Below are 12,672 nucleotides of genomic sequence, written 5' to 3'. Positions count from 1 at the left end.
TTACACAAGAAATAATAAAAATGCTTATTGGTATTAAAATCAATATTGATAACAAAGGAACATGAGGATGACTTTCATTAATTAAACATATAAATACACTTGATATGATAGATGTAATCATTCCCGTCTTAAAAATCGCTTTAGTAGTAAATGATTTAAAAACACCAACACTAATAACAATTATAGGTAAGGCTATTAAAAATAGATTTACCCAAAAGATATCTAACAATTCCATTCATAATACCTTATTCAAAAACATAACATCATGTTAAGACTGAGCAATCCAAATATTATCTCTTAGATAACTTTATAAAGTCACTCCAATGCAGTGTAAGTACACCAACAGCATCATTATTTTGTATTGCATTCATTGCAATAGCGGTTCCCAACGTCTCGGCAGAGATACTCTTATACTTATTGAAAGATCCTATAAGAATGGGATCAAGCCATGGCATAACTTTAAGAGTAAGCGCTTGCGATAAACCATAACGGTTTGTAGGAGTCATGATCATTGAAGGGTGAAACAAGCTCAACCGCTCAAAGCAAAGATCTTTTAAGCCCTCTTCAAGCTCGCCTTTAGTGCGTAAATATAAAGATGATGATGTAGCACTCACAGCAACTGAACTTAATAGCTCAAAATGACTAACTCCGGCTTTTTTACATGCCGTTGTAAAATCTAAAACTGCATCTTCATCTATTTTAATGAATTCTTCTTTACCCATTTTTGATGGCTGACCAACACCTAATGTACAAATTGCCGTGTCATGTCCATTTAAAAATGTTCGTATGATCCTGGTGAAAAAATATCAACTTCATATTGAGAAACACAAGCACCAACAACATTATCAGCGGGTCTTCTACCAAGTAAAGTGAGTTGAGTAACTGATGGCATTTTAGATAAAACTAAAGCCGTGTGATTTCCCACTGCGCCTGTGGTGCCAAGCATAATGATTTTATTGCTGTGAGACATAAAGTCCTTAAATGATAGTTAACGCCCCATGAAGAGACAAGAAGTTGTTGATTACTAAGAGAGGAGAAATAAACAGCCTGCGGTTTAAATAATGATACTTTCCTTACGCCATTTACTTTTCATCAGGCACATCGTTAATAATTTCGATAATACTATAAAAGAGCGTTACCAAAACACTAACTATACACAATATAGAAACAGCTAACATTGGAAAGAACACCAAACCAAAAGAGCCCTTATAACTAACATAAGCAAATACAGCGCTAATAAAAGCGACCACAAGTTCTCAAGCATTAGTTTCAAATGTATTACTGGCAATAGTTTTTAACGGTTTAACATAAAAATTAACTTTCAAAGCAACTCCATTGCTAAAGATAAATGTAATACTCAAAGAATGAGTTAAAGTTATGAGAAAATCAGTTAGAAACGAACACAACCATATTTTTTGTTCGTTTAATAAATAGTTTGAGTTCTTTATTGAAGCAACTATTTACTTTACACGAAGTAACGTTTAAGTTTTTTCAGAAATAAAATATATAACATTGCGATAATCACGATATAAATCACTAAAGATAATATTAAATATATTGGACCTGAAATATTATTCGAAATTAAAAACAATCCGTATAACGCTAACACCCAATATATAAAACCAACTAAATCATCAAGTAAAGTAAACTTAATTAACGCCTTTAAGGAGTTTTTAAGCTTCATATAAACACCTTACTTGTGTATTTATTAAAACGTATCATCGTCACTGTAAACATTAACGGATAGTTCGCCATCCATGCTTTCAGAAACGATGAAGTTTATGGGTTTACAACATACTTGGCAATCTTCAATATACTGTTGGTCCGAATCGGATGGATCAAGCAACACTCTAATGTTTTCACCACAGTAAGGACAGCCAATGGATTTCTCGGATAATTGATTCAAGCTCTACAACTCCTATGCTGATTTATATACACAAAGCCTCAAACAACGGCTAATAATAGTTAACTAAAGTTATGAATGTAGTGAACAAATAAAATTAATTTGTCCTTTGCTGAGCGTCTTATTAAGTTTAAGGAATTTCAAAGTACGGATTACCCTCTGAATCCACAATACAAGAATAGAATTTATCAGTAAAAATCTTTAGCTCTTGTTCACTTTCTTGATTATTTAAGAACTTACGCCAATCACTTGAAACCATACATTGTTTTATTTGATTCTCAACACCTTCTATACATTTTAGGTCTTCACCGCATAGGTCAATTAATTCGTATTCCAATACCTTTCGAAATGCTAACTCTTCTACGTCAATATCACTACATGACGTTAATAATATTACTGCTGCTAATGATACAACTAGTTTCATACCGATAACCTTTTTGAATATATAATGCCTTCTAAAAAGGCTTAATGGCTAAATAAAATAGTTAGAAATTAAGTATAAACAACTGTTTTGTCTGTTTAAGTAATTAATTAACTTCACTTTAAGTTATATCAAAGCTTTGGAGCTTTCTGTATATAACCTTGATGTGATTTAGGTGCAAAAAGTTCAGTGATTTTTCTTTCATTTTTTAAACAAATATCGACACCATAATCTGTTAATCGATAAGTAAAATAATCATTGCCATTAAAGTCACTACCATTTTCCTTTTCAATTAAACCAACTCTTTGTAGTTTAACTATTGCAAGGTTCAAACTTGCTGATGGTATATCCTGTTGAATCTTATTTGGTAAATCCCAACTTATACAGCCCTCTACATCGTTATTATAACTTTCTAATAACGAGCCTAAAATAATGAGATCTTTCTCTGACAACTCATTTAACACATTATTTAAATCAAGTTTTTGAACTTTAGGTGTATTAATTTCATGAAACACTCCCTTATTATTCATTTCCCTTTTTATTTGAGTTGAAGCATAGGTTAACGATGAAGTTAAATTATCATCGGAACGGTTTGGATCATAATCGGTAGGAGTTATACCAAGTAAGTAACTTGGAAAGTGTAACTCTACATTTCGAGGCTTTATGATAAAGCATCTATCCTTGCCAATAGAACCAATAAATAATCCAAGTTCAAAAAGTACATTATCTCTAACAACGTACTGTTCCCTTGAACGCATAATTGCCAAGTCATCAGGAGAAAATATAAAAGCGGAAAAATCTACAGATTTAGATTTTAAAATAAGATCATCTAACGTGTTACTAGACAGGTTAAATGTGCCGCTGCGCCAGATAGTAACTTCAGCATCAAACTCTAAGTTTTCACCTATTGCATCAGCTATAGGTAAACTCTCTACTGAAGAGCCTATGAATATTCTAGGTTTACTCATCTTTCACTATATCTCCATGTCTGTTGACAACTAACAACTTAATAAAAGGCTTAAAGTCACCTTTCAACAAAGGTTTCCTCACCCTATTCTTTTTCATTGTTATCGAGACTAAATTAATTCTGATTACTAATCAATCATTTAAAAACACAACAACATTAATTGTTTAACTTATTTATGAATTATTTTAAGTAGTAGTTTTATAGATAATTAAGAGGTGGCTATATAGAAAGATATTAGAAGTAGCTGCTTATTAGCTAAACCAAAACCATGATAAAAACATTGGTTATGCTCAAAATAATAAACAGCTTTTATATGTAGTTTTACGATTACTTTCTTAAAAAATTAACTAACGTGAACAGAAGATTACTTCTCGCCCGTTATTAAAGTAACGGCTCTCCATCGTCCTCTTGCCCAAGCGTAAGCTCCATCTTCAGGTATTAAACCATTTGAGGCAACAATGGCTTCAACTTTTATTTCGTCGCCCGCTTTTAAAGAAAAAACTGTTCCTGTTTTGAAATACACTTCATGAAAATCTAGCTCTGTTCTTGGATTGGTAAAATCACCGACTAACTCATCATTTAAAAACAGCTTGTAGTGACTTTCGCCATCAAATTCAGATAAAGATACGAAACCAAGTTCGAATCTACCCTCTTCTTCCGCACCTAAAGTGTAAGTCGCTATTGCATATTGTGTTCTGAAATCTAGATTAGCGGCATCTATTCCTAGTGAGTCAGTTTTTGGGTCATCATAAAATGTTGCATGGCTTAAGCTTTGTTTATGTAAAGTAAAGTCGCTATTGGCGATAAGTACTTTTTCTACATTAGGTAAATTTATAATATCGCTTAGATCCGTTAACGCCTGACTATTCATTGTATAAGCATTAGTGGCTATTTCAGCTTTCCCTGTTTTAGTAAGAGCTTGGGTTTGTAAACTGATTGTTGACTCTTCTTCTACTTTGCTAGTTGCTTTCTCAGCTTGTGAACAACCAAAGCCAGCTAAAATAATTACAGCCATTAAAAGTGAACTCTTCATTTGCTTTCCTCGTGTTTCATTAAAATAAATCATTCGCTGATCTCTCCTAAATAAGCATCAACCGTTTGAATAGTTCCGTCAGGATTATGAATTAACTCAACCATTTTGATATTACGTAAATGGGTTTTTCCGCCACTTAGCGAGGTGTCATGAAAGAATAAATACCATTTACCTTCGAACTCGGCGATTGAGTGATGATTAGTCCAACCTAAAACCGGCTCAAGTACTTTGCCTTTCCAAGTAAATGGTCCGTATGGGCTTTTTGATGTGCCGTATTGAATAAAACGTGAATGACCTGTTGAATAGCTAAAATAGTAGGTGTTTTTAATTTTATGTACCCAAGCAGCTTCAAAAAACTTGCGATCAAAGTCACCTTGTAGAATAGGTTTGCCAAATTCGTCTTGAAGCACAACGTCTTGTAATGGTTGCGCTAAGCTTTTCATATCAGCATTTAACTTAGCTATTTTAGGCATATAAACAGGTTCGTTATCAGCAGGATATTTATCTTCTTCAACGTAACTGCCTGTTTGCCAACGTTGTAATTGTCCACCCATAATACCGCCAACGTATAAGTAATATGAGCCATCGTCATCTTGAAACACAGAAGGGTCAATACTGTAAGCATTTTCAATTGGCTCAGCTTCTGGCACAAATGGACCTGTTGGCGTATCGGCAGTTGCTACACCTATTCTAAAAATGTCGTCTTTGTCTTTGGCTGGAAAATATAAATAATACTTACCGTCTTTTTCAGCAGCATCTGGCGCCCACATTTGTTTAGTTGCCCAAGGAACTTGATCTACATGTAAGGCTTGTCCGTGATCAACAACTTTAGATTGAGTGTTTTCATTCACTGTATCAATTGAGAACACGTGATAATCACGCATATCAAAATGTCCGCCAGATGAGTTTCTAACCACACCACTCTCAATATCGTGAGACGGATAAATATATAACTTACCGTTAAATACATGAGCGGAAGGATCTGCCGTATACATGTGTGTAACTAGCGGCTTTTGAGGGAATAAGGCTTCAGGCAGATGACTTTTAAGCTGATGATGCATACTTTTTTTATGTGCGTTATCGGCTTCAACTAAAGGTTTTTCAGTGCTCATAGCGTTTGAATTAACACTTAAGCTTATTGTTAAAGCTAATGTTAGTCCTACTGCTAATTTAACAGGAATAGTGTGTGCAACTGTTTGAGACAAAACAGCTATTTTACTAAAAGGTTTAACGGGATGGTTTTTTATTTTCATACGTTCCTCCGATTTTTGGGCGAAAAAATCTAGTAGACATAAAAATTAATTTACTCATTTTTATGTCTTACTAAGTTATTTAATAAGGGTTTTTAAAGGCTGATAAAGCTTTTCAAAAAGAGGTTATAAGCCATCCATTTGTTCTAGCTCTTTACCTTTGGTTTCGTTCACAAATTTAAGAACGAAGATAACTGAAAGGCCAGCAAACAGAGCATAAAAGCTATACGCTGCAGCTAAGCCAATTGAACCAAGCATGATAGGAAACATCATGGTTACAGCGAAGTTGGCTGTCCATTGAGTAAATCCACTTACCGCTAAACCTAAGCCACGCACTTGGTTAGGGAACATTTCACCTAACAATACCCACATTACGGGGCCCCATGAAAGATTGAAAAAGAACACATAAGCGTTTGCTGAAACCAAAGCAACAACACCCATAGAGCCTAAAATCAAGTTACCTGATGCATCTACATCCGCTGTAATGAAAGACGCAACTAAAGTAGTAAGAGTGATGGTCATACCTATTGAACCAATAAGCAGTAAAGGTTTTCTGCCTATTTTGTCGATGTAGTACATAGTGATAAAACATGCGGCAATACTTACACCACCACTTAAGATGTTAATCAGTAAAGCGTCTGACTCTGAAAAACCAACAGCTTGCCAAAGTATTGCACCATAATAAAATACAACGTTAATGCCTACTAGCTGCTGTAATGTGGCTAAGCCAAGTCCAACCCAAACAACTTTACGAACTCCACCCGTTTTTTTATTTAATAAGTCTTTAAAAGTTGGTTGATGATTATGTTCGTTAAATGACGCTTGAATTTCGCTCAGTTTATGTTGTGCGTATTCTGCACCATATAAACGTTTTAGAACGGTTAAAGCTTGATTGTCACGTTGTTTTAATACTAAAAAACGAGGGCTTTCAGGTATAAATAATAAAGCGAATAAAAACACTAAAGCGGGTAATAGTTCTATCCAAAACATCCAACGCCAAGCTTCAAATTTCATCCATAAAACAGCCGTTGAAACACCAGCAATATCAGCTAAATAATAGTTACTAACAAACGCCGAAAACAAACCAGAAATAATAGCCACTTGCTGAATAGTTGTTAACGTACCGCGATACTTCGCAGGTGCAATTTCACTAATATAAGCAGGAGCTAATACAGATGCCGCACCTACAGCAAAACCACCAATAATACGGTAAATAACAAACTCGAAAGAGCTAATTGAAACACCTGAACCATAAGCACTTACAATGAATAATACCGCGGTAATAATCAGTATAGTTTTACGACCTAACTTATCAGCCAAGCTGCCTGCAACAAAAGCACCAATAGCACAACCTAGCAACATACTTGCTACGTTAAACCCTGTGCCCACACTATCTGAATTAAAAGCTAACCTTAATCCGTCAACAGTACCATTAATAACACCACTGTCGAAACCAAAGAGAAAACCACCTATGGTTGCAACAACACAGATTAGAAAGATAAAGAACTTATTTTCTTTCATCACAAGTTCTTTATCGGCAAAACCTTCAACACCATTTGACGTTTGGTTATTGTTTAACATTTAAATATCCCCGATCGTTAATCGATCTTTTTTTAAACTTTTATAATTGTTATTAGTGGCTTTAGCGCCAGCTTATTTTTATGATCTGTTTATTACTATTTTTTATATGTACTTCTTATGGCTTCCATTTGTTTTTGTAATTGTTGGCTAACTGCGTGAGGCATATTTGGATGTTCTAACTTATTAGCTAAAACCGCTTCACCTGCCGCTTGTGCTTCGTAATTTAAACCGATACTTTGGCGATCATCTTGAAAGCTATCAACTAAATTATCTGAATGATATAGCTCGCAAGTCTTAGCTCGCCAAAAGTCAGGGATAACTACCGAGCCTTTTTCACCAATAATAATAGCCCAGTTATGTAGCTTACATTGGAACGATGTACCTAGTGTTAGATGAACATCACCGGCGTTCGCTAACATCACTAAATCATCTTCAACGCCATTAGGGGCAAACTGTGGTTTAACATAAAAGTTATCTAGTTCGGCGTCTGTAAACAAGGTTGAAATAGCTAAAGGATAAATGCCCATATCTAACAAACAACCGCCAGCTAAGTCTTCTCTGTAAACTCGTGACTCTAGTTGATACGGCATAGGGTAACCAAAGTCAGCTTTGATCTGTTTAACTTTACCAATGCGCCCTTCTGCTATCCATTGTTGTGCTTTGATAATGGCAGGGAGAAAATATGTCCACATGGCTTCCATTAAAAATACTTGTTTTTGTTTTGCTAAATCGAATAGTTGCTGACTTTCTTCACTACTTACCGTGATAGGTTTTTCGCAAACAACATGTTTACCCGCCATTAATGCATCACGTACATTTTCAAAATGAAAGTTGTGAGGCGTTGCTATATAAATAATATCAACGTTAGGATCATCATAAACAGACTGGTAATCAGCATAGGCATTAGTAATGTTGTATTTGTCGGCAAAAGCATGTGCACTATCAATATTTCTTGAACCTACAGCAGCAAGTTCTCCGTTTTCAACAAAAGCCATATCAGCACAAAAGTCACTGGCTATGTTGCCAGTACTGATAATTCCCCAACGTAATTTTTCGCCTTGCATACTATTTCCTCTACTGCACATAAATAGAACGTAAATATATAACCCAAATTCAGGTTAAGCTAATATTGATTAAAATCTTTAGTATATATTTTTAATCATTAACAATGACTTGGTTTTAAAGTCATGTTATTGTCAAAATAACTATAACATTATTTATTAAATAAGAAACTATAAGGTGCTAAAAATATGAAAACAAGTGGGATAAAAATTCAATGTCTAATACTCATCTTTATGTTTGTAAGCTTATTTTCAGCAGTAACAGTTGCACAACAATTTAACGTATTACTTTTTACTAAAACTAGCGGCTGGCACCATAAAGCAATACCTGCAGGTGTCGCCAATATTGAAGCACTCGCAAAAGAACATCATTTCAATATGGTATGGCACGAAGACGCTTCGCATTTTAATGATAAGTTTTTAGCTGACATAGATGTGGTTATTTTTATGATGACAACAGGTGACGTGCTTAACGAAGAGCAACAAGCAGCCTTTACGCGTTACATACAATCAGGAAAAGGTTTTGTGGGGATTCATAGCGCTTCAGATACTGAATACGAGTGGCCTTGGTTTCAAAAATTAGTCGGCAGAACATTTGTTATTCATCCTATAGTTCAAACCGCTAGACTGAATGTCGTTAACACTAAATTCCCTGGGATGAACCAAGTACCCAATAATATTTTATGGACAGATGAATGGTACGATTTCGGCGATGAAAACAGCAAAAATTTAAACTACCTGCTAACGGTTGATGAGAAAAGCTATAGCGCCCATTCAGATTGGGGAAATGGTGGAACAGGCGATGGCATGGGAGAGTTTCACCCTATCGCTTGGTATCAAAATTTTGATGGTGGTCGTTCGTTTTATACTGCTTTAGGGCACATAAACGCAGTTCATAATAACCCTATATTTAAACAGCATTTGTACGGCGGAATATATTGGGCAGCGACAGGTAAAGGGATATTGGAGTAAGGCTGATCTAGAAACATCATGATCCAAGCTCATTTTTAATACCTTACTTTATCGGTAAGGTATTAAAATTAAACCATCAACCTCTCGAATAGTTAGATGTAGATCAAACATCCTGCGAGTTTATCGGTCTACCCCTTTCTAAAACTTTAGCTTTATGGAATATTAAACGCATCGGTTATTTATTATAAAAAACGCTCGAAAACCTAACATGTATTAATCGTTTAGTTATGTATTATCTGTTTACATCTATTCGTTTTATCTAATACGTTTTTTGTGTCTATACTTTATAAGTAACCTGAATCCAACAGAAATTAATTAAGGAAAAAGTCTATGTATAAAACGATTATTTGCGCAATTGAAGCGAGTAAAGAAGGTGAAGCCGTGCTTGCAAAAGCTCAAGAATTTGCACTTTTATGTGATGCTAAATTGTTTGTTACTCATATTATTCCTTATGCCTTACTACCTAAAGATTATCAAAAAGAATTAAAAGAAAAAACATTACCTAAGATGGAGTCAATGACTGAAGCTTTAGGTATTTCGAAGAAAAATGTATCGGTTAAGTTTGGTAAACCTTATGAACAAATTTGTATGTTGGCCGAGAAGAAAGGTGCTGATTTAATTATGTTAGGTACGCATTCTAAAAAAGGTATTCAGGCGTTAATCGGTTCTACTGCAAATGGTGTAGCTAACTATGCGAAATGCGATGTGTCGTTGTTAAGAATTTAGTTAAGGCAAGATAACTTAAGTGCAACTCATTAAAAGCTAAGTGTAATAAAATAATAAGAAACTATTATGATGATAGTTTCTTATTACATGTTAAGTATTTAAATCCCTTCTCCTACTCATACAAACATCACAAGCCTGCATAAACACCATAAGTCTTATAGGCAGTGACATTCAGTTAAAACCAACGACGTACATCCGTAGCATATGTTTTATATTCATTAGCAAATAGCGTTGTTAAGTGCTGTTCTTCAGACAGGATTTGTCTGTGCAACATAAGTACACCTATCAATAAACAAATTAAGGTGAAAACAGAAGGTAGAGCTAGGAAGAAACCAATTTGAGAAACAACGATACATGCAAAAATAGGATTACGCGAACGTTTAAAATAGCCGTCAGTGATGAGTTGTTGAGGCCCAGCAGTGTCTATTCCTGATCGCCATTTATTTCCCATGCTCAGGTGAATAACAACTGTCATACTAAAACCCACCGTCATTAAGATAAGTCCTAGTAAAATGATAGGGAAAGCTTGTAAAGGCGTTAATATGATTAAGTAATTATCAAGTCCCTCATAAAATACTCTACTTAAACATATCAACCATATACTCGCTCTAAAGAAACGGAACGTCATATGATTCCACCAAGTTGAGGAAAATCGCTCACCAGAGTGTACCAATTCCACTAATTCATTCTTCTGAGTAATAATAATTTTTACCGTATAAAAAAGAGCAACACATGAATAAAATATAGCAAGATAAATACGTGCAAATTCGATGATTGCTGAAGGTGATTCAATAAAATTCATTAATTATCCTTAACGATGAATTAGCTTTAAGCTAATGTATAGAATGAAGCTGTGATTGTTGACTATAGTAGTGCAAACAACAAAAATCACTTAGTATTTCAGTAAAGTAGCGAGAAAATGGATTACTAGAGGCTTTTACTATGGATCACGTAGCAAAATATCTAATTGTGCTACTATTTCAGCCCAGTTTGAATCATCATCTTTTGATTTTTTTATAAAAGCAGATTGATACGGTGTCCAAAATTCAGCTTGGCTAAGTGCAACATCACTATCTAATGGTGCATGATTTGTAATAAAAGTTTCCATGGCTTCTTTGGTACTGGCTAAACCTAGTTGTTCAAATAAATTATGTAAAGAACGATTATGTGCTTTCATGATAAATCCCCAAATATTCTTATAATTTCTTTTTATTAATAAGTTGATAGCATCAAAAACACATTAATTTGAAACTTGTACAATATTAAGTCCGAAAAGCGCTAAGCAACAACCTACCATTTCATAACTGACTAAACATGGAAAGCCTTAACGTCACTGTTATTATCGTTACCTTGATTTGTAATAAGTTTTTATACCTAATTTTATATCAATAGCATGGTTAATTAGGCGTAAACGTTATCAGCTATTGTTTTTTAAATATTGACGGTAGATTATATCTACGCATTGGTTAATTTTATTTAGAAAATATAATTAACAACAAAATTAAGATCTATTCCAATAACTGATAATAAGTACTTGTTTTACGGTTGATGTATGGGAAATTAGACACTCAACTCAATGGTGAACACTATGTATTTAATAACAAACAGAGTCATTAAAAAAGGCAAAGGATTAAGTGTTTTTGGTAAAACACCTAGCCCATTTGGTCCCAATGAATTACGCGCAATTGAAGTTTCTAAACAAGGTACGGGTTGGTCTACCAACAGTGTAGACGACAAGCTTTCAGTACAAGAAGTAGAAAGACTTAAAAGCAAATATCATTTAAATATTGATACCTCCAAAGACTGGTACGGCTCGTTAACGGTTGCCTGTAACTTATTTGAACAAGCCCGCACCGAACGTAAATCTATTTTATTTTTTATTCATGGTTATAACAACGATGTGGGCGATGTATTAAAAACCGCTGATGAAATTGAAAAGCTATACAATGTTATTGTTGTACCTTTTACTTGGCCAGCTAACGGTGGTGGCGCTATTTCAGGTACTGCTTCATATCTTAGTGATAAATCTGACGCACGCGCATCTTCTGGTGCCATCAATCGATTTGTAGGAAAAATCAGTTATTATCACGCCCTACTTACCGAAGCTGCATTAACTGAAATTAGAACTAAGGTAGATGCTAAATATCACGATAATGCTAACCCTATGGCAGCCGCTTCTCTTTACAGTGAATTAGTTAATAAGTCTTGTGTCGTTAAAATAAACTTACTGTGCCACAGCATGGGTAACTATTTACTAAAACATTCGTTAATGACCAGTGATAATGCCACGTCAGATCTTGTATTCGACAACATCTGTCTTGTCTCTGCAGATACCAATAATGAAAATCATGCCAACTGGGTTGAAAGTCTTGATGTACGTAAACGCGTATATATTGTAATTAACGAAGATGATTCAGCTTTAAAAGCCTCAAGAATAAAACCAGGCAAGCAGCAACGCGCACGTTTAGGTCATTATCTTAAAAAACTAAATAGTGGAAATGCTGTTTATATAGATGTAACAGAAGCTGGCGAAGTTGGATCAAATCACAGTTATTTTAAAGGCAGCAGTGTAAATAAAAATGCAAAACTTAAAGCGGTTTTCCACCAAATGTTTAACGGGCTAACAGTTGAGAGAGACTTAGAATATATAAGCAGTATTAATTGTTACCGCTTGCTTTAGTAATTCTATTATAAAGTTTTAATACATAATTTTGATTCCTGAACTTGAGCTAAATTGAATGTGATCTGAACTCACTAA

15 protein-coding genes are annotated in these 12,672 nt (G+C 34.5%); 3 read left to right on the top strand and 12 right to left on the bottom strand.

Translation table 11 applies throughout. The annotated features are described in order from the left end of the window. Positions 1–290: 290 nt before the first annotated feature. The 10 genes from ACPUVN_RS05050 to ACPUVN_RS05005 form a co-directional block, all read right to left on the bottom strand. Entirely contained in the window at positions 291–722 is a 432-nt protein-coding gene (locus ACPUVN_RS05050; RefSeq protein WP_426370104.1) for a hypothetical protein, read from the bottom strand. A gap of 50 nt (positions 723–772) precedes the next feature. After that, positions 773–970 (bottom strand): hypothetical protein, encoded by a 198-nt coding sequence (locus ACPUVN_RS05045; protein WP_426357715.1) that lies wholly within the window; start codon positions 968–970, stop codon positions 773–775. Between the two features lie 495 nt (positions 971–1,465). After that, positions 1,466–1,684, bottom strand: coding sequence for a hypothetical protein (locus ACPUVN_RS05040; protein WP_426370103.1), 219 nt, complete (start codon positions 1,682–1,684; stop codon positions 1,466–1,468). Between the two features lie 24 nt (positions 1,685–1,708). After that, the gene (locus ACPUVN_RS05035) at positions 1,709–1,906 is read right to left on the bottom strand and encodes a CPXCG motif-containing cysteine-rich protein (RefSeq protein ID WP_426357717.1); all 198 of its coding nucleotides are present in this window, start codon (positions 1,904–1,906) and stop codon (positions 1,709–1,711) included. Between the two features lie 127 nt (positions 1,907–2,033). After that, positions 2,034–2,327 (bottom strand): hypothetical protein, encoded by a 294-nt coding sequence (locus ACPUVN_RS05030; RefSeq protein WP_426357718.1) that lies wholly within the window; start codon positions 2,325–2,327, stop codon positions 2,034–2,036. A gap of 128 nt (positions 2,328–2,455) precedes the next feature. Beyond that, entirely contained in the window at positions 2,456–3,292 is an 837-nt protein-coding gene (locus ACPUVN_RS05025) for a TIR domain-containing protein (protein WP_426370102.1), read from the bottom strand. Positions 3,293–3,655: 363 nt separating this feature from the next. Next, on the bottom strand, positions 3,656–4,324 hold the full coding sequence (locus ACPUVN_RS05020; RefSeq protein ID WP_426357720.1) for a hypothetical protein: 669 nt from the start codon (positions 4,322–4,324) through the stop codon (positions 3,656–3,658). A gap of 29 nt (positions 4,325–4,353) precedes the next feature. Then, a complete protein-coding gene (locus tag ACPUVN_RS05015) occupies positions 4,354–5,577 on the bottom strand; it encodes a glycoside hydrolase family 43 protein (RefSeq protein WP_426370101.1) in 1,224 nt (407 codons plus the stop codon). A gap of 123 nt (positions 5,578–5,700) precedes the next feature. Then, positions 5,701–7,095, bottom strand: coding sequence for a sugar porter family MFS transporter (locus ACPUVN_RS05010; protein WP_426360568.1), 1,395 nt, complete (start codon positions 7,093–7,095; stop codon positions 5,701–5,703). 155 nt (positions 7,096–7,250) lie between these two features. Beyond that, positions 7,251–8,219 (bottom strand): Gfo/Idh/MocA family protein, encoded by a 969-nt coding sequence (locus tag ACPUVN_RS05005; RefSeq protein WP_426357722.1) that lies wholly within the window; start codon positions 8,217–8,219, stop codon positions 7,251–7,253. Positions 8,220–8,405: 186 nt separating this feature from the next. Here ACPUVN_RS05005 and ACPUVN_RS05000 point away from each other — a divergent pair, with 186 nt between their 5' ends. Continuing rightward, on the top strand, positions 8,406–9,188 hold the full coding sequence (locus ACPUVN_RS05000; protein ID WP_426370100.1) for a ThuA domain-containing protein: 783 nt from the start codon (positions 8,406–8,408) through the stop codon (positions 9,186–9,188). Positions 9,189–9,518: 330 nt separating this feature from the next. Beyond that, positions 9,519–9,914, top strand: coding sequence for a universal stress protein (locus tag ACPUVN_RS04995; RefSeq protein WP_426357724.1), 396 nt, complete (start codon positions 9,519–9,521; stop codon positions 9,912–9,914). Positions 9,915–10,089: 175 nt separating this feature from the next. On the opposite strand, the gene ACPUVN_RS04990 is transcribed toward ACPUVN_RS04995, so the two are convergent. Both ACPUVN_RS04990 and ACPUVN_RS04985 read right to left on the bottom strand, forming a co-directional pair. After that, a complete protein-coding gene (locus ACPUVN_RS04990) occupies positions 10,090–10,716 on the bottom strand; it encodes a methyltransferase family protein (protein WP_426370099.1) in 627 nt (208 codons plus the stop codon). 138 nt (positions 10,717–10,854) lie between these two features. After that, positions 10,855–11,091, bottom strand: a complete 237-nt coding sequence (locus tag ACPUVN_RS04985) for a DUF2789 family protein (protein WP_426357726.1) — start codon at positions 11,089–11,091, stop codon at positions 10,855–10,857. 411 nt (positions 11,092–11,502) lie between these two features. Here ACPUVN_RS04985 and ACPUVN_RS04980 point away from each other — a divergent pair, with 411 nt between their 5' ends. Continuing rightward, positions 11,503–12,594 (top strand): alpha/beta hydrolase, encoded by a 1,092-nt coding sequence (locus tag ACPUVN_RS04980; protein ID WP_426370098.1) that lies wholly within the window; start codon positions 11,503–11,505, stop codon positions 12,592–12,594. Positions 12,595–12,672: the final 78 nt, after the last annotated feature.

This window comes from Pseudocolwellia antarctica (assembly GCF_049933045.1).
Classification (GTDB): domain Bacteria; phylum Pseudomonadota; class Gammaproteobacteria; order Enterobacterales; family Alteromonadaceae; genus Pseudocolwellia.
Note: the sequence above shows the minus strand (reverse complement) of the source record. Positions and strands in the feature narration are given on the sequence as shown.